Annotated in this window: 10 protein-coding genes; 6 read left to right on the top strand and 4 right to left on the bottom strand. The window is 38.4% G+C overall.

The window, feature by feature from the left end; genetic code table 11:
• The 4 genes from WFN33_RS19720 to WFN33_RS19705 all read right to left on the bottom strand — a co-directional run.
• Positions 1 to 745, bottom strand: a 745-nt coding sequence (locus tag WFN33_RS19720; RefSeq protein ID WP_336954740.1) for a tetratricopeptide repeat protein, incomplete at its 3' end; no start/stop codon positions are given.
• Between the two features lie 294 nt (positions 746 to 1,039).
• Positions 1,040 to 5,806, bottom strand: a complete 4,767-nt coding sequence (locus tag WFN33_RS19715; protein WP_336954739.1) for an RHS repeat-associated core domain-containing protein — start codon at positions 5,804 to 5,806, stop codon at positions 1,040 to 1,042.
• A gap of 68 nt (positions 5,807 to 5,874) precedes the next feature.
• Positions 5,875 to 9,459, bottom strand: a complete 3,585-nt coding sequence (locus WFN33_RS19710; RefSeq protein ID WP_336954738.1) for a type VI secretion system Vgr family protein — start codon at positions 9,457 to 9,459, stop codon at positions 5,875 to 5,877.
• A 557-nt stretch (positions 9,460 to 10,016) separates the two neighbouring features.
• Entirely contained in the window at positions 10,017 to 12,218 is a 2,202-nt protein-coding gene (locus WFN33_RS19705; protein ID WP_336954737.1) for a TonB-dependent receptor, read from the bottom strand.
• A gap of 475 nt (positions 12,219 to 12,693) precedes the next feature.
• On the opposite strand from WFN33_RS19705, the gene sbnA reads away from it, so the two are divergent.
• The 6 genes from sbnA to WFN33_RS19675 are packed head-to-tail and all read left to right on the top strand — an operon-like array spanning position 12,694 to position 21,945.
• Complete coding sequence (gene sbnA, locus WFN33_RS19700; RefSeq protein ID WP_336954736.1) at positions 12,694 to 13,698, top strand: 2,3-diaminopropionate biosynthesis protein SbnA; 1,005 nt, start codon at positions 12,694 to 12,696, stop codon at positions 13,696 to 13,698.
• A 22-nt stretch (positions 13,699 to 13,720) separates the two neighbouring features.
• Complete coding sequence (sbnB, locus tag WFN33_RS19695; RefSeq protein ID WP_209826392.1) at positions 13,721 to 14,734, top strand: 2,3-diaminopropionate biosynthesis protein SbnB; 1,014 nt, start codon at positions 13,721 to 13,723, stop codon at positions 14,732 to 14,734.
• 17 nt (positions 14,735 to 14,751) lie between these two features.
• A complete protein-coding gene (locus WFN33_RS19690; protein WP_336954735.1) occupies positions 14,752 to 16,446 on the top strand; it encodes an IucA/IucC family protein in 1,695 nt (564 codons plus the stop codon).
• Between the two features lie 3 nt (positions 16,447 to 16,449).
• Positions 16,450 to 17,655: an MFS transporter gene (locus tag WFN33_RS19685; protein WP_336954734.1), complete on the top strand. Its 1,206-nt coding sequence runs from the start codon at positions 16,450 to 16,452 to the stop codon at positions 17,653 to 17,655.
• Positions 17,652 to 21,179, top strand: a complete 3,528-nt coding sequence (locus WFN33_RS19680; protein WP_336954733.1) for an IucA/IucC family protein — start codon at positions 17,652 to 17,654, stop codon at positions 21,177 to 21,179. Before WFN33_RS19685 ends, WFN33_RS19680 begins: the two co-directional genes overlap by 4 nt.
• The gene (locus WFN33_RS19675; RefSeq protein WP_336954732.1) at positions 21,172 to 21,945 is read left to right on the top strand and encodes an HpcH/HpaI aldolase family protein; all 774 of its coding nucleotides are present in this window, start codon (positions 21,172 to 21,174) and stop codon (positions 21,943 to 21,945) included. Before WFN33_RS19680 ends, WFN33_RS19675 begins: the two co-directional genes overlap by 8 nt.
• Positions 21,946 to 21,984 lie beyond the last annotated feature (39 nt).

Genomic DNA, 21,984 nt, shown 5'->3' with positions numbered 1-21,984 from the left:
TAGTAATACCCTTTTGAATAATAATATTTTTTAAGCGCTTTAAATTTTCAGTAGCTAAACTAAAATCATTTTCTGAAGCTATTTTATACCAATATTCTGCTTTATCTACATCCCTTGCAGTTCCTTCACCATGCTCATACATCCATCCTAAATTATTTTGAGCTAATGGATCATTTTTTAAAGCAGATCTCTCAAAGTAATTAAATGCTTTTTTTAAATCTTTTTTAACTAAAGTGCCATCATAATAAATTACTCCTAATTCTGTAATAGAGGGTGTAAAACCATTACTGTCAGCAAACAATAAATTTTCCATCATTTTTTCTGTTTCTTTTTCATTTTTATAGATAGTGCCTAACTGATGTGCAGCTAAATTATCCCCAAGTTCCTTCGCCGAAGTAAACCATTTTTTAGCACTTATTAAATTTCCTTGTAAATAATACAAATAACCTAGTGAATAGTGGGCTGGTGAAAAACAATAATTAGCAGATTTATTTAAATAAAACTCAGCAAGCTCATAATTTTTCAATCTATCTTTTCCAATCAAATATGAATATCCATCATAATAATCCACATAATAACCAACTTTCATTTTTTTAATATCTTCATTAATTTTATTTTGATTTCCCTGCAAAGAGTATAAACTCATTATCATTATTTCCTTTTCATTCAAATCATCAACTTTAATACATTTAGCATATAAAATATCAGACCAAGTTAAAAAAAACAAAATAACATATAATCTCATAAATCAACTCAGCATTAAAAAAAATGAAAAAACAAAAATTAATAAAAAACAAATCTGTATAAAATATAAAAATTTTAGTCTTTTTGCATAAAAATTATGATTATCTAAATTTTTAAAAACTATTTTATAAAGATACTTAGTATGTTGAAAACTTTTCAAGTTGAAATCCAAATAATCTTTTGCAATATTTTTACTAATAAAATATTTAAACAAATAAAATCGAACTATACAAAATAAAATAACATACAGAAGCAGTGACGATAAAAATAAAAATAAAATAAATCCATCTGACATTTATCTTAATCCCCCAAAATTTAAGGGAGCCCGTGGAAGCATTTGTTGATTTCTTTTTAATTGCTCATGATCGATTACTGTTTTCGGGGCTAAAGGGTCATATGATCTTTTTTCTCCGCTAACTCCACTTAAAGATGCTCCTAACCCAACACCCAAGGCAATATTTCCATAAAAACCACCATTCATTGAGTAACCTCCACATACACTCACTGCCAATCCTGCGCCTGCACTTGCACACGCTTCATAATATTTCCCATCTTTTAAATTACCAGCATTTAATACTTCTCTAGTGGTTGTTGCTTCCAACGCTATCCCATATGTATTCCCACCTTTCACACTATATTTTCCATTTCCATCATATGATGCAGAAGCACTAACTCCAACTAAAGCAGCAGCAGTGACATTTGCATTCATACCAGTTAAAACTCGATCTGTCATTTGAACTGCAGCCGGTTTATTTTTTAATCTACTTGGTACTTGTGAACCAGGTATTCTATCTACAAAAGCCTCTTTCATCGCACTTCCGAGTGATTCATTTAACCCCATCGGATCAATCCATTGATTTGGATCACTTACATAAGTAGAATTGTTTAAACCACCTTTTAACCCAATTGGGTCTTTACTCACATACCTTGCACTATACGGTTCATAATAACGATAACGGTTATAGTGTAACCCTGTTTCTTTATCGTAATATTGCCCTTGAAATCTTAAGTTGGTTTGCTCAAGCAGATTATCACTTGTATTTATTTCTAAAGCTGTGCCCCATGTATCCTGTTTAATTTCCCAAACACATTCCCCTAGCTCATTACTTAAAGTTTGTGGAGTACCGACTTGGTCACAGTGGTAAAAGGCAACACGTTCTAATTCAGCTTTGTTCTTTCTGGTTTCAGTTTTCCATACTGGATCTTTATAAATCGAATAAGGTACGTTTTGGAATTGGCGATAGTCAGGTGTTTCTATCAGTTTAATAAAGCCAGCATAACCTGTCTGTAATAATGGTACAAAACTATTCGGTTCATAGAGATAGTGCTTAGTATAATCAGTTTGAGCTTTTGATGATTTCACTGATTCCCACACCATCACATCACCATCCCAACCAAATAAGGTTAGGCTGTGGTCTGTTTGGTTATTCTTAAATAATCGTCTGCCAAAAACATCATAACCATAATCAGTAATTTGACCATTGTTGTCACTTTGAATCAGACGGTTTAAGTTATCCCAAGTGAGTTTTAAAGTCTGTCCTGCTTGGGTGGTTTCAATCACATTGCCCTGTGCATCATATTTATAATGTTTGCCTTGATACTGGCTAATCAAGTTATTTTTTACTTGCGCAGCTTGAGTGGCAATCGGATCAATTAAGTTCCCCGCAGGATCAAAACTAAAGCTTTCAGATTTATATGGGTTTTGCGCTTTAATTAAACGCCCGATTGGATCATATTGGTAATTTAACTTACCTAAACGACTATCATCGACTTGAGTCAGCAAATAGTTTTTATCATAGTGATAATGACGTTCTGCTTGAAATTGTACCCTGTCCGTTGTTTCTTGTTCTGGGCGAATGACTTGTGAGCTGAGTAAGCCCACATCATTATAATTCTTGGCTTGCACTAAACCATTGGCCAGCAGTCGCGTGGTTTCACGATGTAAATCATCACGTTGGAATGCCACCATATCTTGTTTGTTAAAAGCAATACCATAAATATGCCCTGATCCATAACTTAGATTGGCTTGTACTTGTCCATCCGGTCGAATGGTTTTAACCAAGTTGCCCAATTCATCGTACTCATAACGTAACACTGCGGTCAGTGGGGTTAGATTCGGTACTTTATAGTGTTGATGCTCACGTACCAATTGTCCGAGTTGATTACGATAAAAATCAATTTGGCTTTCTGTATTGGTCGCTTTGCTGAGTTGGTTATTTAAGTTGTATTTAAATTCTTCAACTTGGCTATGCCGAGTCTGCAAATGGGTATAAGTCTTTGACGCGATCGAACCATCCATATGATAGCCGAATTGAGTCAGAATATTGGGTTGGCGGATTTGAAATAAAAATCCATTGTCATGATATGTAAAATGCTTTTCTTCACCATCAAAGGCTTGTTCACGCACCAATTGCCCAAAACGATTATAGTCAAATAGATATTCGGCATGGTTTTGATTGCTTAGTTTTTGAATTCGACCTTGTTTATCCCACTGGTAGCCGATTTGGTGTCTATTGGCATCGACCCGTTGCGCTAATAGCCCGACTTGATTGTATTTATATTGGGTGATTAAGCCTTTACTATCAGTATGCTTAAGTAAACGCCCTTCTTCATCATGTTCAAATTGTTCTTTTAATCCATCAGGATAAATGATTGCTTGTAACTGCCCTCGGTCTTTACCTTGAGTACTGTAGAGATACTGGACCTGTTGTGCATCCGCAGCAGCTTGTGCGGTCAGTGTACCGTCTTCATCATATTCCCAAGCACTACTTTTCCCTGAACAATCGGTATACGACACCATCTGCCCAAGATCATTATATTGAATTTTCTTTGAGCCACCTTTGGCATCAACTACTTCAACCAATTGATTATCATTATTATATTTATATTGGGTAGTATGCCCTAAAGGATTAATGTCTTTGCTGATATTGCCATCAGCATCATATTGTTTTTTCCAGATATTGCCTTCTGGGTCCTTAGTTTCAGTCAGGTTACCCTCTTCATCATAGGCAAATAGGATGATGCCGCCATTTGGCTGTACAATTTTCACCAATTGGCCTAGTTCATTATAAGCTTGTTCAGTTTCTAAGCCTGCAAAATCAATTTGTCGAGTAATCCGTTTTTGACTATCTCGAGATATCCACTTTTCACGACCATCGGCTAAACGAGTACGATAGGTAAAGCCATCTAAATCAAAATAATAATAGGTCGGAACATCATAAGCATCATAGACGGCCACCTGACGCAAACGTGGATGCCATTCTAAACGGGTTTTAAAACTACCATCATCTGCCCATTCCTCAATCGCTTTGGCCTTGGGTGCGGTAGAGTCATATCGAATATTTTGCCCACGTCCAGTACGATCTGTATAACGGGTCAATTGATGGGCATGGTTATATTCATAACTGCGGGTATGTCCATTTTGATCAATGGCTTTGATCAGATTGCCTTGTTGATCATATTCATAACGTGCCAATGCTTCCACTTGATCATCGACAAATGCGGCAATGACTTTGGCTTGTTCATTAAAAGCAAATTTGACTAAGTGTTTAGCGCGCTTCAATTGAAAATCAATCGCCTGTAAATAGGCAAATTGTTCAAACAATAAATAGGTCAGAACCACCTTTTCATCAGTCTGATCATTAAATTGTTGAACGAGGTGATAATGTTTTCCAGCATTAAAACTATGAAAATGGAAATTCCAGTCTGAACCAAAATTCAGCAATAAATCCCCATCGTCATGTGGTGCGACACTAAAGCCTTCAAAGGGTACCTGATATTTTTCATAGACGATCGAAGCAGGCAGTTGATGTTTACGTCCATTGCTGTCAATAAATAAATACCCATTTTGATTTTGTATGATCACATTGGAAAATGGCATCATCCAACGTGCGCCGATCATACTGTGATCAAACTCATTCATTTGAGAGTTATATTGACGACTAAAGGCAAAACCAACTTTAGGCAAGTAAAAGTCTGAATGATTAACCCGCTCCGCACCAATCGCATAGCTAATACTTTTATCCGTTTTAGAACTTTGATCGTCAGCCAATGTTGCGCAAATCGGATCATTTAAGGCATCAGGTTGTAAGGTGACAAACTCTAAAATATCACCATTGATATGCTGCTCATGTTCACCTGTTTGGTTTAATGGCACACTGGCTGTGGCTTTTTTACCTTGAGTTTGGATGGCTTTTAGGGTTTCTTGAATCAACCAAGCAAGGCTATATTGCGTTCCTGCATTGCTTTGTTGTTGAATCACTGTAGCAAGTTGTGGTGTCGCCTTAAGCACTTCTTCTGTTAATCGTGTTGCGATATTCGGGGTCATCTTTGCGGTCATATCAGCTTGTGCAGGTGTACCCAACAAATCAATCAATGGCTGTGCCCAGTTGCTAAACTGCTTGCTGGGATCACGTTTTTCAGCTGTGGCTCCCGCTGAAGCAACGCTGGGTAATCCAGCTACAGCACTGCTACTAAAAGCTTGCAGAATTGAAGTCCCTAATGTCGTTGCACTCGACAATAAACCTGATAATTTACTTTGTGTTTCTTGTAGGAATTTTTCTAAATCGCCTGCCATCTGCGCATTTAAGTGTAGCTGCATCCGACGTAAGTCAGCTTCTTTGATTTTGCCATTGGCTGGGTATAGACATTCTGCCATTAAACCCAGCATTGGACGTAAAGCCATACGCACATGTGCTTCTGTATTCGGTTGTAAAAATAAACCGATTAAGTTCATGCTTAACAATGCCGATTGTTGTACGCCTGCCTCGGCTTGTTTGGGTTCAGTGGCAAATAAAATAAGGTCTAAAACACTGCCGGATAATGCAAAAATATTGGCAACTGTCGGTACTTTGGCGCTTGCTTTGATCTGTTCTAGACTGGTATTTCCGCAAGCCTGTAAATAGTTTTGGATTTGATGGGCGATAAACTTATGGTCTTCTGTATGCGTCAGGCTGGCCAAATTAAATACTGCCAACTCTACCGCTGGCTTGGTCTCTTTAGCGGCTGGTTGTTGCTGTGTATTTGACCCTGCGGTCTGATTTTTACTGTCTATAAATGCCATAAGCTTAACCTTAATACGTTCTAATTTTTAATTTAATTTCAATCAATTAAAATTCAAAAAATGTTCAATTATTTATTTCGCGCGTTATATACATCTGGTTGTTCAGCAGCCGTTTTTCGCACAGTCACTTGTTTGGTGACATAACGGGACTCTTCCATATCCATCCGTACCACATCCTTATCCATATCATAAATCGACTGCGATTTTTTCACGTCGACTGGTGCTGTCGCTTGTGGAGTCTGCTGAGTCAAAATTGGCGCAGGCTGACTGACTTGTTGAGGAATATTTTGCGGGATCGTGGGTACTGATGCATCGCCTTTTCGAGTGGTAATGCTATAGGTTAAGAAGCGAGAGAAATATTCATCTTTTTTAATAAAATCATCCACCACTTTCACTGGGGCATCTAACCCATTTTGAGCAGCGCCAAATGACTCTGCAACAAAACCTTGACCCAGTGACGACCCAAATCCTGTTCCAGCAGTTAAATTAGAAACCAAACCACTGGTCTGTTGAGCAAACAATGCAGAGGCTTGGTCTTTAAAGAAATCGATGCCTTGGTCTTTAATGTTGTGTAGGGATTGACTTGGATTGGCAATCATCTGGCCCACGTTCATCATCTGTGACGGAGATAAATTTAAATTCAATGCTGAAGAGACTGAACCTAATGCACTTTGAGTAAATTGTTCTTTAAATTGTCCCAAGCTTTGTGTGCCTAAGTCTTTTAAAGCATTTTTGCCCATATCTTTCAATGAGTCAGCATTCAAAGAGAATAAATTGTTTTTGAGTTGGGACATCATATTTTGTCCCACTGAATTTAATGCATTTTGTGCAAAGCTTGTGGCACCACCGACCACTTCTTCGGACCAAGTATAATCACGGTTAAAATGACTTGCTTTATCCCATGCACTCCGTGGATCAGTCTCAAATTCAACTTTGGCAGGGCCAGGTGCAATACCTGTCACTTGGGCAAAGCCATTTGCATCCAGCTTGCCAGACACTTGCTTGCCAAATGAGTCAATCACTTTAAAGCCGGTTTGTTTAAAGAAGTCTTGCCCACCATAGCTTTTTAATAAGTCGAGTGCGCCTTTGAGCGGATTCGATGGCGGCAGTTGTGCTGATTTACTGACACTGGCACCCGGCTTAAATGTGTGCTGCCCTGCATTGACCTCAAACTTACCGCCTGTTTTGGGGAAAATCCCTGAGCCATTTAGGGCAATCTGTGAGGAACCACCAGTAATCAACACTTCTTTTGGGCTACTGATTTCTATCCGATCTTCTGTAGATGAGATGGTAATCCCCAGTTTAGCAAATACATCTAAAGCGTCTGACTGCGCTTGAATTTCAACTTTACTTTGCGCGGCAATGGCTTTAATGCCACCTTGTGCAGCAAATAGACTCACTTTGCCTAAAGCTTGCCCCAAAAGATTCTTTTGGGTACTGAGGTTAATACTATCGCCCGCAGTATGGTTAATGATGCCTGTGGCTGAAAGATGGATATCTTCAGGGGTACTTAAGGCAATCCCATCAACAGAACTGAGTAACATGATGGCTTTTTTATACTTGGCAACATCTTTTTCAATGTCTTCTGCAAAAGCTTTGAGTTGCTCAATCGATTCTATTTCATCCGTCTTTTGGTTTTTGGCAATATCACTTAAAGCTTTACTGTTGGTCTGACTACCCTCAAGTTGCTTTTTGGCAAACTCTGAATCAAGGTGATCACCTTTGGCTTGGTCTTGTTTGTAGGTCGAAAGCAGTAAACCTTGCCCTGCGCGTAGTGCTCCCCATTGGTCAGTACGAAGTTCAAAACCTTCACCACGATCATCACTTTCTGCTTTGTCTTTAGGATGACTCAGTTTGCCCAAGTTGAGTTGGCTGGCGCCATGACTACTTTGTAACTGGCTGCTGATTTGGCCAGTAGTATCGTCAAACCTCAGTTGATTGTAGCCACTGCCTTGATACTCTCGACTTTTTATTCCTGCCAGTTTCTTGGTGTCAGGCAGTTTGCCTTTGTCATCAAACTTGCTTGGATGGCGTTGCGCTTCATGGATGCGCCCAACCACAAATGGACGGTCAATGTTGCCATCAAAGAAATCAATCACAACAATTTCACCGATTCTCGGTAAGAATCGCGCCCCATAGCCTTCACCTGCCCATGGGGTCAGGACATCCACCCAAGCTGAATCTGTATCATTGTCATTAGAACCCGCACCGCCATCATGGGTATTGTCTTCAGTACGGCTAAACAGGAAACGAACTTTGATACGCCCCCATTCATCGACATGAATTTCTTCTCCACTTGGCCCTACTACTTTGGCCCGTTGTGGTGATGCAATCGGTCGGTGTTGTAATGGGTTATAGGCTGGAACCGTGCTGATATTACGACGTTGAATGGTTAAATTACTGGCTTGACGTTCATCACTCGTGTTGCTGGTGATTTGACTTGTTTGCCAATTGCTTTGTTGGACTAAAGCGGTGACTTGATCGGTGAGATCTTTAGGTAAGTTATTTTGGTTATAAAAGCTTTTAGCCGTGATTAAAAATTCTTTGTCTGCACCTGAGTGTTGATCTATCTCAGGGTGTTCATTCAGTTCAAACCAATAACCAACATGTGCATCGCGCACTGTTGACGTTGCTGTAAATTGTTTGGCTTGTGAATCGTAGTAGTTACTGAGGTTTTGATTAAACTTTTCAATCTGACTGTTGCTCGATGGCGTTGCACCATCTTCGCCATTAAGGTCTTGTATCCATGCAGGGCTAAAGTGCCATGCTTGTTCTAAAGCTAGACTGGCATTGTCATAATTTTCACTATGGCTATGTTTACTTTGGACACTGCCAGCGCCTTCATCGATATCCAATACATCAGCTTGCCAACGTTGGATATACACTGAAGTCGGTTGAATGGAACGCTGACCAATAAAATTGGTAATTGAATCAGTTTTTTCTACGGCGCTGCTTCTATGGAAGCGAATATTGCGGCGTTCTAAGGCACTAAATTGCGAATTATCATCGATTAAACGAAGCTTTTGTGCTTGGATTTGTTCTGTTGAACTCGACACTTTAAGTTGTGCTTCATCGATCAGCCAGTTAATCCCTTCACTTCTCATCAAACGGGTCAGGAAGTCAAAGTCACTTTCAGATGCCTGCATAATGAATGGACGCACATCATAGTCTTTGCTTAAGCCACTCTTATCTAGACTCAGACTTGAGGCAAACAGTGGGCTGCGTTGTGCCCATTCTTGAAACACGGTCTGGATCACATCCACAACCGACTTATTCATAAATACTCGAGAGTTTCTACGATGTTTCCAAAGTGCTGTTGGGTCTTCTACAGTCAAACGATAGATGGTAAGAGAACCATCAGATGCGCCAATATCGGCTTGGGTCACAATTCCTGAAATACGGGTTAACTCAGATTTATCTGTGACGATATCAATCGCAGCTTGAGTTCCAATAAAGCTTTTTAAAGGGATAGTTGCTGACGTTGCAAGACAGATGAGTTGGAGCCGAACACCCTCATTGATTTGATGTGTTCCATCGATACGTTGTAGGAACACTTGTTGGCTCAACGCCGAATTAGAAAATTGTACGTGAATCGCACGTTTTTGTGCTGATAAGCCAAGCTGCTCCAAAGCAGCGTAAATATTGTTAGACATGCTTATTATTAAATTCTAAATTGTGATCGATTATACTAAAAAACTTAAGGGCTTGTCTATACAGACCTGTCTATATTGCGCTCAACATTTAAGCAAAAATGTAAATATTTTTATTTTTTAATGAATAATAAGTAAAATTTTCTCATTGTTTTATAAAATATTTATTCAAAAATAATTCAAAATTTACAATAAGATTATCACACTAGGCGGATGTATGAATATCTCCTTTTCGATTTAGCTATTGGCAATAATGGGTTTTAAACAGTAAGAGTAAACAAAACAACTTTGAACCGATCTTATGGTGCTACAGCATGTACTCATCGTATTTTTATCAACTTTTAATTGTGTAACAATAGTTCAAATACAAGGACTCTATTCATCCTAACTAATTCTTTTCAAAAAGCTCCGAATAGCTCATGAATTCTATTGTGCTATATTTTAATTTTTTAATGATAATTCACACTTATATTCAGTTAAAAAACTGATTTATATTAAAATAAAAAAGCTAGTGATAAGTGACAATCAAACACTCAGCACTAGCTTTTAGCTAACATCAATTAATAATTAAAAGTATAACTCAAACCAAAGGTTCGTCCTTGTGCCCGCATACTAGACACAGGTGAAAAGGTAATTTCTGACTGCTGACTATAAACGGTGCGATAGTCTTTATTCCACACGTTATAAATTCCAAAATCCACCCGCCCCTTATAAGCCGGGAAATTCACGAGGGTATCCATAATCGCATAACCCTTTATTTTTGCAGCCCGGTTTGGAACCACTTTATCATTGTTCACTGCAACCTTATCGTCTTCAAATGCTTTGTCAGTTCCTTTTACAGCAAGCACCTGTACACGGAATCCATAACCATCATCACTATTCCACTCACCAAAAATAGTTCCCTTAGTTGGAGATACCTGATAAGCATTTAACTCACGCCAATTACCCGCCGCATCCTTATATTGTCCACGGGTGTAAGCCAACGTGCCACCAATTTTAAAATCATCCAGAATTGGATATGCCGCAGTCATTTCGGCACCGTAAACACGCTGATCAGTTTCCGCAATATTGACTGAACGATCCGCATTGAACTGAATGACTTTATCAGATGTGTTATAAAAACCAGTAATTCCTAAATCAAGTTTTTGATCATCTTGCAGACGCCAACCCAGTTCATAACTATTGACCGTTAGTGGTTCTATATTCGCAGTTGAAACGGTCAGAATTGAGACATCACGTAACATCCGTAATATATCTGGATAACTAAATCCTTGAGAGAAATTGGCAAATAATTGCTGATTATCAGTAAGTTTATAAACTGCGCCTAAATTAAACAAAAACTTGTCAGCATTTGTTGAATCACTCGCAACGCTTTGTGTTTGTCTAGAAGGTGTATAAGCGTCTGTATCTGCCTTGATATATTGATAGCGCGTTCCCGCTTGAAGATTAAAGCGATCCGTTAATTGATAATCTGCCTGTAAAAAAGCCCCGATATTCTGAATGACAGTATCTGGACCAGCATCTAACCTTCTACCAGTATCCTTGTAAACCATACCGTTATTGCTGACAGACAAAACGTCATAATGCTGAGTATCTTTTTCTCGGTCATAATCCAGACCATAGGTCAGATTAAGATCTCGCGCTGCAAGCTTAAAATCTGACTGCACTGTAGACCGCATTCCTGCCACATCAACCGTATATTCTGATTGATTGACCGTAGCGCCACCTGAATAAACTGGGAAAAAACGCCCTTTTTCATTTCTATAATAGGCTTCCAAATTTACCGTCTGCCCCCATACATCCTGATTTTGATATTGGGTATTCAAGGCATAACGATCCGTAAATGGCTGATTACTTAATTCCAGTCCCTTGATGGCTCGTTCAGACTGTGGCCCTTTAGCAATGGTATAGTTCGGTCCATAATCAGGTAGATAACGAGTATCCTGCTTATCCTTATAATACTGCGCACCAAAACTTAAGCTTTGTGTGTCAGTCAAATTAAAATTCAGGCGCCCATTTATGTCTAACGTATCTGTATCATTACGGCTGGTTTGATTGGGTTCAGTTGCAATCCGATCCCCATTCGCATCGAACAATGATCCTCGGCTGGTATAGTTCGCACCCAAAAAACCATCCATTTTATCATTACTGAAAGAAACGCTCTGACCTGCTTCATAAGCCAGACCATCTCCTCTGAAATTATCAGCAGAGGTTATCCCTAATTTCGTCTCAAAACTCAGTGGTTTCGATTTGTCAGCACGTTTGGTAATGATATTAATAATCCCACCCGTTGCACCAGAACCATAAATACTGGTTGCTCCAGAAATGACCTCAATCCGTTCAATCATCCCCGGACTGATACTGTTCAATTGGCGCGCAGGATCACGCGATCCCGTCTGAGATACACCATCAATCATCACCAGTACCGTTCTGCCTCGCATGGTCTGACCATAATTACTTCCAGTACCACTAGACGGCGCCAGTGAAGGAACCAATTGTGCAAGAACATCTGCTACTTTTCGTCCTGCTCCAGCCTGTTTTTGTACTTCTGCTCCGCTGATGTTCTGTACAGTTCCTGCAATATCTGCAATGCTTTTTTCTGATCGTGTTGCTGTAATAACGATCTGTGGCAATTTCTGGACAGATTCCTGTTGTTGAGCATTGCTCACTGGTGTCTGATTATTCGAGGTTTCATCCTGTGCATATAACTGACTACTGATGGCAATAGATAAAACACATAAGCTGAATTGGGAAAGGCGCATCCTGTTTCCTCAGTTGTAGGCCTGAATTTTATCGATAATAATAATCATTAACATTATTAATGTAAAACATAATCTTTTAATGGCCTATTCCAACAACCCAAGGAAAACACAGCACAAAAATTATTAATTTAATTTGTCTTTTTATAATTTCAGTTCTGATTCATTTTGAGTTTCTAAGATTTTCTTAGGGTGATTCTCTTTAATAAAAATAAATGTGATAGCGATCTGCTTTATAATTTTTTCTAGTGATTGATTAACAATTTTAATCAAATGGTCATCTAATTTCACTATAATTTAAGTCAATAATTATATATAAGCCATATTTATCAAAAACTTATAAACAAAATCATTACTCACTCCCACAGTTTATTCTTCAATAAAATTACAAAACACAACAAATTTAGCGTAAATTTTAATAATAACAAAACCAATAATGATTATCATTTGCAATAGATAAAACCAGAGAATTCTAACGATGATCCATAACAATATTCTCGATTGCATAGGTAAAACTCCTTTAATCAGACTCTCAAGGATGTTTACCGATCAATCCGTCACCGTTGTCGCAAAAATGGAGTTACTCAATCCAGGTGGAAGTATCAAAGATCGACCTGCATTGTATATGTTACAAGAAGGGCTTAAATCTGGCCTCATTCATAAAGATAGCCATATTGTTGAAAGTTCATCGGGCAATTTAGCAATTGCACTTGCAATGGCATGCAAAATTTACGGCCTAAAATTCACTGCTGTGATTGACCCCAAAATTGCTTCAGCCAATTTACAAATGTTGAAGCTCTATAAAGCCAATATCGAAATGGTCTCTGAAAAAGATCAAAACGGTGGTTATTTAAAAACAAGAATCGATACAGTACAACGACTTTGCCGCCAGTTGCCCAATGCTGTTTGGATCAACCAATATGCAAATCCCAACAATTGGAAAAGCCACTATTATGGTGAAGCAGAAGAAATCATAAATCAAATCGATCGCAGTATTGATTACTTGGTTGTTGGTGCAAGTACTTCTGGAACAATCATGGGCGTATCTCGCCGCTTAAAAGAAAAATTCCCGCATTTAAAAGTTATTGCAGTCGATATCGTTGGTTCTGTTCTCTTTGGTGGTCACTCAGGCCCACGTGAAATTCCGGGTATCGGTGCAAGTACCGTTCCAGCCCTACTCTCCCCAGATGAAATAGATGATGTCATCTATGTTGATGATTATGAGTCAGCTTTAGGTTGCCGAGAACTCCTCGAACATGAAGGCATTTTTGCGGGTGGATCTAGCGGCTCATCTATTTCAGCAATAAAAAAACTTATCCCGACCATCCCTTCTGGATCATGCGTTTTAACCCTTTTGGCAGATAGAGGCGATCGTTATTTAGATTTAGTTTATGACGAAGAATGGTTCGAAATGATCAAGAGAAGACATTTCAATAAAAATCATCTCAATCAAGAAAATTTTACTTTGCAATCCGTTGTTTAACTCCACTTTTTAGGAAATATTTATGAGTAATTTGGCTAGCCTTCGTTACCTTAGTCAATCAGATTTACTTCATCTTGGTGCAAATCACAGTAATTCGTTTATCGAAGCAATTACTGAAGGCCTCACACTTCACGCAAATAAACAGTTTGTACAACCCTTAAAACCCTATTTACGTTGGCAAGGTGCGGACCATATTGCCGACCGAATTATTGCCATGCCATGTTATTTGGCTGGAAATGATCCTATTGCAGGGATTAAATGGATTGGTTCTCGCCAACACAATCCTAAGAAATTTAATATTCCTCGTGCCAGTGCCTTAATTGTTTTAAATGACGCTGAAACAAATTACCCCGTGGCAATCATGGAAGGCAGTTTAATTAGTGCGATGAGAACAGCGGCAATTACTGGTGTATCAATTCAATATCTCGCCAAAAAAGACTTCTCAGATATCAGCGTGATTGGTTGTGGTCCGATTGCCCAAATGCAAATCAAAACGGTCTTAGAACAATACCCACAAGTTAAAAAAATACATTTATTTGATCTAAATCCTGAAGCCGCAGAAAAACTTAAAGCTTTATTTATTGCCGAATATCCAAATCTTCAAATCGAAATTCATGAAACTGCCAAGTCGGCGATCCAACAGGCAGATGTATTAATCACTTGCACAGTATCTGACAAACCCTATATCCCGTTTGAATGGCTTAAAAAAGGTTGCTTCGTTTCAAATATATCAATCATGGATATTGAACCAGAAGTTTTCCTCAAAGTTGACAAAGTGATTGTGGATGACTGGGATCAATCCAATAGAGAAAAGAAAGTCATCAATGTACTGGTTGAAGAAGGTTTATTTAGCCGTGAAAAACTACATGCTGAACTAGGTGACATCATTATTGGGCATAAAAATGGCCGTGAAAATGATGATGAAATCATTTTACTCAATCCAATGGGTATGGCGATCGACGATATTGTTTGTGCGAAATGGTTTTTCAATGCTGCACAAAAACAAAATATTGGCACAGTTTTGCCACTTTTATAATTATAGGAACAATGCACATGTTAGATCGGATTTACACAACACAACTTCAGAAAACTATAGATGCGCTCTATATGGAAAATTATGGTGAGTTCAGAAACCATATTGTCTATAAAAAGCCTTATCTTGTAATACATCTGAGGAGTGAGTTGGAACTACATTTCAATTGCTTAAAAGTAAATAGTGTAAATCCTTTCTATATCACAAAAGCAGAAGTTTTACTTCATAACACGTTGAGTCAACAGACCACTGAGATCGCGATTGCTGACGTTTTTAATTATTTAACTCAATCCTCATGGTGGCCATCAATCAACCACCAAAAGGCCATTGCGTATTGGCATGATAATTTGGTGACTGCTGAAAAAATTCCTCAAATCTTACAATCCGCCCTTTCTTTTTCTTCGCCACTCATAATGAGTGAACTACTTTCGCTTGTCGCTGACCGTGCATTTCATCCATTTGCACATGCGAAAGGTGAACTCAGTCCACTCATTACTCAAAAAGAAATTGAAGTGTATTGGTGGGCATTTAAAAAAACAGATGTCATAAATAATATGGAATCCATTCCACATGATGAACTGGCTCTCCCTGCTGAGGAAAAAAATCTTATTATTGAAAAAATGCAGGCTCTCTCAAATGAATACCTTGCAATACCTGTACTTAAAACACAGCATGACTATTTAACATTTCAAGAAAACAAATATCTAGGGATTGACCTCGGCCTCGCCACTGCAATTGGTTGCCCAACATCCTCGCTACGAACTTTAATCAATCACTTAAATTCAAATCAGCACTTAAAGCTCTCGACCAATGCCAAAACTTTGGGTGCTATTCGCTCTATGCCTGCTCGATATTTAGCCAACGGTCATGCGGCATATGATTTTCTCAATGATGTCATCGACAAAACACCATCATTAAAACATCAGCTCTCTTTAAGCAATGAAACCCATTGGTGGGTCTTAGGAAAACAAGAACCGCTGGTACAAAATTTAGGTGTTATCGGCTGTCAAGTGAGGCATTTACCTCATTTTTGCCAAGAAAAAAATATAGCACCCATTAGCATGTCTGCTTTAAGTTGTCCTTATATTGATCCATGGGAAGCTTTAGGTATAACAGGTGACAAATGGAACTTACTTAAAGATTTGAGTACCCATTTTATTCACACTTTTCTCACACTGTGGTCTTTTGGTGTTATGCCTGAGTGTCATGGTCAAAACACCCTTGTATGTTACCAAGACAATCAATTTAAATGCTTTATTCTGCGTGACCATGACACCTTAAGAATATGCACCCCTGCGATTCAGGACAGTGATTTTGTTCCGCCAGTCTATAAAATTGATACCAGTACGCCAAACAATCTTATCTTTAATAAAAATGAGGATTTATTTAATTATTTTATAACCCTCGGGATACAAATCAACCTATACCCTATCGCATTAGCAACATTGAAATATACCGATCATACTGAAATTGATTTCTGGGAAATGATCCAAGAAATTATTGTCAACTTTATAGAAACTGCCGCGCTTTCTGAACAATCGAAAAACTGTATTCAAAAATATGTTTTTGAAAGTAGCCACTGGCCATTCAAACAATTACTCACCCCTTTATTAGCCCAACAAGGTGATTCAACAGGGATGCCAAGTAAAATTGGTATGACGTCAAATCCCTACCATGCTTTATTCCAATCTTGCTATGAGACCATGGATATCTAAATCATGCGTTCCTCTCGCCTAGATCATTTGATTATTTTACTGTGTCAATTTTTTTCGACATTTGGCTTGATGGTCTTAATACCGATCATGCCGCTATATATGGAAAAATTGACGGCGCAAATGGCAGCACCCGCCATTTGGGCAGGTATAGCGCTGTCAGCACCAGCTCTAGGGAGTCTATTTACAGCCCCCCTTATTGGTCATCTATCAGATACATTTGGGCATAAAAAAGCACTGTTACTTTCCTTGGCTGGTTTCTGCATTTCTATACTGTTAATGGCGGGAGCACAGCATCTATTTGTGTTTATTTTTGCCCGTATTTTATTAGGATTTTGCGGTTTATCGGTGATTCTTTATGCCTATACCTCTTACTTGTCTAGCGAGCGACAAAGAGGTCTTGCCTTTGGACAGCTCCAAAGCAGTGTCGCATTGGCCTGTCTATGTGGTCCGGTACTCGGTGGCATATTTATGGATCATTGGAAAGTTGAAACCTTACTCAGTGCCACAGCATATATTGTCATCGTTTTAATCTTAGTTGCTGCTATTTTATTGAGCCAAACTGTGCAGACATCTGTCACTGGACCCGATAAAAAACCATCAACACTACAATCTTTTGATCGAACAATTTTTTCGTGGCTCAGTGCGGGAACCTTTGTCCAAGCTGGCGGGTTCGGTTTAGTGTCCTGTTTTATCTTATATATCAGTGAAATCAGTCGAAATATAGCTATACCCTTATCTATTGCGAGTTTAACAGGAACAATCCACGCACTTTCATGGGGTGCTGCATTTTTTGCTGCAACCTATTGGGGGAAACGCAACGATGCGAGAGGCGATTCATTTCATAATTTTGTCAGTGCAACACTGATCTGTGGAATCACGGTTCTGGCTTTGACATGGACCACTAATATTTGGTTAGTGCTGCTCTTAAGACTCATACAAGGTTTCTGTTTCGCTGCACTTATTCCCTCTATTTTTCATACGATTTCGTTAAAAACAGATGCAAGAAATCAAGGAAAAGTGATTGGTATTTCAAATAGCGCCTTTGTTCTCGGTCAACTGTTTGGGCCGATTGCGGTCACCCTCACATACTCATTTTTCAATATCACTGCCGCGTTAATTTGCACTGCATTATTTTTTATTGGTGCTGGATTAATCGTGACTTTAAACAAATTTTTAACCAATACAATTTTAGAAGAGGTACAAGAATGAACCCGATCATTACCACCGATGCATGGTCTTACAAGCTTTTTGAACAATACTTGAATACTTTTTTTCGTGAACTTCAAGTTCAACTCGAACAGCATATTCTCTCAGAACAGGATTCACCTTTAGCAATACATGACGCAAATAATTCACCCTTTTTTTCATACCCATTTACTGCATCTAACTCAGTCATCTATGGTGCGATACAGCATTTCTCAAGCACAGGTTATCATCGTTACCAGCGCTCTTTTTGTGTATTCAATACTGAGGATAAGACTGTCAAAAGTCTCACTGATCCTAAAGTGTTGGTTAAAATGATAACCGATGAGTTAAAGTTAAATAGCCAATTTAAAGATAAAAAGCAAAATCAGAATCTCTATGCGGAAATCGCAAACAGTATCGAAAATACCAAATTCTTTTTAGAAAACAGCGTAGATCAAATAAAGCCTAAACTGGCCTCTAGTTTTCAATCTGCTGAACAAGGCATGTTATATGGACATCCATTTCATGTGACCTCAAAAGCCAATCTAGGCTTTTCTAAAGAGGATATGAAAAAGTATAGCCCAGAGCTAGGTGCGACGTTTCAGTTACACTACTTCGCAGTGCATTCATCCTTAATCCAAAAACTTGTCAGCGATAATAATGTCGATCAACTGATTGAAGAAGACGTTTTGAAGCATGCACAACACCGCCTCAAAGATGAGTTCGAAAATTATGAACTTTTGCCTACACATCCGTGGCAAGCAAACTTTTTACTCCTACATCCTTCCTTAAAACGCTATTTAGAAAATCATGAGGTTCGATATTTAGGTGCTTTAGGACAAACCGTTTGGCCTACATCTTCAGTACGAACCGTTTGGTTATCGCAATCTAATATTTTTTTAAAACTCTCCATTGATGTGCGTATTACTAGTTTTATTCGTAACAACCCTATGGATGAAATGGAAAGAGCGATTGATGCCAGTAAAATCATTCTTAAGCATCAGATCAACCAACACTATAAAAATATGCTCATTCTTCCAGAGCTTACAGCCAAAACTGTCAAAATCCCTGAGTTAGAAAGTTCTTTTGGCATTATATATCGCGCAGGATTAGCTACGGAAACGCTTGAAAATACTCGGATGCTAGGTGGTTTAGTCGAAGAAAATGAGCATCATCAGATCCCCTTAATGGCGTTTATTGATCAGGCCGCACAAGCCCAAGGACTTCCAAATAGTCACTCAAAAGCCTTTCTTGCTGATTGGTGGAAACAATATATTCAAGTTTCCTTGGTTCCACTGATTGAATTGTTTGCAAATAAAGGGATTAGTGTTGAAGCCCATATGCAAAATAGTTTAATGGAATTTAAACAAGGCTTCCCTGCTCGACTGATTATTCGTGATATGGAAGGGATTAGTGTGGTTTCTGAGATGCTCAATGATCATTCCTCAGTCTCTGAAGATAGCACTGTTTGGTTTTCTCAAAAGGATGCATGGATTTTTCTGCAATATTATTTAGTCATCAATCATATTGCGCATCTAATTAGTGCGATATCAAGAGTAAGCATTATTGAAGAAAGTGAACTTTGGCAAACTACCAGAAAAACCCTGATCGATGAAAACTTCTCAGATAAAGCACAGCACTACTGCAACCTTTTGCTTAACTCTCTCACTTTACCTATTAAGGCAAATATGATGAACACCTTATATCACAGTGGCGGTAACCCGATTTGGATTGATATTGAAAATCCGATTTATAAATACAGAGGCGCTCAAGCACTGACCCCTCTTCAAGCTACGCAACAAATTGATTATAAAGTCCAAGCGGAAAGACGTGTCATCGGGCAATTATTAGAAGCCTTAATCTTTGAAAATGCCTTTAACTACGAAAAATCAAATGGGCAAATTAAATTCTTTATTTCAGATGATCTTTTTTATAGCTGCGACGCTAAACAACATTTTAGTTTTAACCGAATTAAATTAAATCCATCGAGTTTAGTCCGTTATGATGCTGTTCAAAAGTCATCAAGCAGTCCAAATTTAAAAGCATTATTAGCTGATTTAAAACATATTATTGATGCTGATCCAATCAAATGGCAAAGCTTTAATGATGAGCTCAATCTTAGCTATGTCAAACATGCACAAACACTGGGTCTATCACCCAACCAACCATTAAGAACACTGTCATATATTGAGCAAGAAGCCCGTATAAACAATGCACATCTCTATCATCCAAGTTTTAAATCTAGAATAGGCTTTGATCTTAAGGAAAATCAAAAATACTCACCTGAATTATCCCAAGGATTCTCTGTTCAATGGACTGCTACTCATAAAAGCTTATGCAAATTGGTTTTGAGTGAAACGATCAACTTAAATCAACTGTATAAACAGCATTTTTCAGACAAAGACCTTCACGCAATCCGTGAGGAATTGACAGCGTATCAAGTTGATTTCAATGATTATATTCTTAGCCCCATTCATCCTTGGCAATGGGATAAAATTATTGAATTGTATTATCAAGATGCAATCAGCAATCAACTGATCATTCCATTGAAAATCGCTGGACCTACTTATTTACCGCAACAATCAATCCGAACATTATCAAACATCACGGATATTTCAGCGTTATCACTAAAATTAGCGATGAATTTAGTTAACACGTCGACCTCTCGTGTTTTAGCACCACATACTGTGCAAAATGCTGCAAAAATGAGTGACTGGCTGTATAAAATCGTTGAGCAAGACCATATTTTAGAAAAACAACGTAAACCCGTTATTTTAAGAGAAATTGCTGGACTTTCTATCAATCAGCCGATCGCCTTAGCTGTTCAATATGGCGCACTGGCCTGTATTTGGCGTGAAAGTATTTATCATTATCTCAATGAAGGCGAATCAGCAACACCAGTTACAGGTCTAATGCAACTTGATACTGACCAAAAACCGCTGATAGACCACTGGATCAAACAATACGGGATCGAGTTTTGGTTAGAGAAGTTATTAAAAAATGCCTATCTGCCAATTATGCATATTTTATGGTGTCACGGCTTAGCATTGGAATCACATGCACAAAACATGGTGTTAATTCACAAAGATGGTCTACCTGTTAAAGCGGCTTTAAAAGATTTCCATGATGGTATTCGCTTTAGTCGTCATTTGCTAAGAAATCCAGAGCTATTACCCGATTTACAAGACGCGCCTAAAGAACATGCCAAAATTAACCCAAATTCTTTTTTAGAAACGCACGCAGCAAATGAGTTAAGAGATTTCACCCAAGACGCACTTTGGTTTGTCAATCTAGCGGAATTGGCCATATTTCTAAACACACATTATGAGTTTGATGAAATCAAATTTTGGACAATGTTAAGATCAATCATCAATCAACATAAAGAAAAGCATCCAGAATTTGCACAAAGATATGAATTGTTTAACTTTACAGATGACACCATCGATATTGAACAACTTGCAAGTCGTCGCTTCCTACCAGAAATCCGATTAAGAGTACAAACCACCCCAAACCCGTTGAGTTTAATTAAGGAAATTGAATATGAATAAAACTTCAATTTCCTTTAAAAAACGCATGAAAAATGGTGAGTCGCTTTATGGCATATTCTGTTCTATTGCCTCACCAATTCATGTGGAGCAATTGGGACTGGCTGGTTATGACTTTATTATTATTGACTTGGAACATACTTTATTTAGTACGTCCCAAGTTGAAAACATGATTTTAGCCACTAGAGCCATGCAGCTTGATGTATTGGTTCGAGTCCCCTTAACCGCCAATCACTTGATCTTACCTTTACTCGATGCTGGCGTGACTGGAATTGTATTACCACGTATAGAAAATGCACAACAAGCCCAAGAAGCTGTGAATTATTGCCACTACATGCCCCTAGGACAAAGGGGCTTAAATTCAACTCGGTTAAATCGCTATGGCATGCAGAGCTTAACTGATTTTGTGCAACACGCACACCAAGAAACAGTTGTCGTCGCAATGATTGAAAGTTTAGCTGGTGTAGCAAATATCGATGAAATTTTAGCAATTGATGGGATCGATATTATTCTTGAAGGTGCGGCAGATCTTTCTCAGTCTATGGGCGTTCCTTGGGAAACGCACCATCCGCAAGTTCAAGCAAAGATCCAAGAGATATATAGCAAAACTCAACAACAGGGTAAATATTTCTGCGCAATTCCGCGCCAGCCTGAAGATATTGCGTTGTGGAAACACCAGTCTGTAAAACTTTTTGTGCTCGGTGATGATCGCAGTATTACCCGTCGAGCACATCAGCTTCATATTGATTCATATAAAGAAATTGTATAGGTCTCTAAACCTTGAGTGGTGTATCAGCTATTCCACTCA

The organism is Acinetobacter sp. AS167 (genome assembly GCF_037152175.1).
In the GTDB taxonomy this organism is placed as follows: Bacteria; Pseudomonadota; Gammaproteobacteria; order Pseudomonadales; family Moraxellaceae; genus Acinetobacter.
This window is presented reverse-complemented; position numbering and strand designations above follow the sequence as displayed.

What these genes read in the sequence shown, in the direction of transcription:
- WFN33_RS19685 (WP_336954734.1), top strand. Translation starts at nt 16,450, where the DNA reads ATGCGTTCCTCTCGCCTAGATCATTTGATTATTTTACTGTGTCAATTT.
- WFN33_RS19690 (WP_336954735.1), top strand. Translation starts at nt 14,752, where the DNA reads ATGTTAGATCGGATTTACACAACACAACTTCAGAAAACTATAGATGCG.
- WFN33_RS19680 (WP_336954733.1), top strand. Translation starts at nt 17,652, where the DNA reads ATGAACCCGATCATTACCACCGATGCATGGTCTTACAAGCTTTTTGAA.
- WFN33_RS19715 (WP_336954739.1), bottom strand. Translation starts at nt 5,806, where the DNA reads ATGGCATTTATAGACAGTAAAAATCAGACCGCAGGGTCAAATACACAG.
- WFN33_RS19710 (WP_336954738.1), bottom strand. Translation starts at nt 9,459, where the DNA reads ATGTCTAACAATATTTACGCTGCTTTGGAGCAGCTTGGCTTATCAGCA.
- sbnB (WP_209826392.1), top strand. Translation starts at nt 13,721, where the DNA reads ATGAGTAATTTGGCTAGCCTTCGTTACCTTAGTCAATCAGATTTACTT.
- sbnA (WP_336954736.1), top strand. Translation starts at nt 12,694, where the DNA reads ATGATCCATAACAATATTCTCGATTGCATAGGTAAAACTCCTTTAATC.
- WFN33_RS19705 (WP_336954737.1), bottom strand. Translation starts at nt 12,218, where the DNA reads ATGCGCCTTTCCCAATTCAGCTTATGTGTTTTATCTATTGCCATCAGT.
- WFN33_RS19675 (WP_336954732.1), top strand. Translation starts at nt 21,172, where the DNA reads ATGAATAAAACTTCAATTTCCTTTAAAAAACGCATGAAAAATGGTGAG.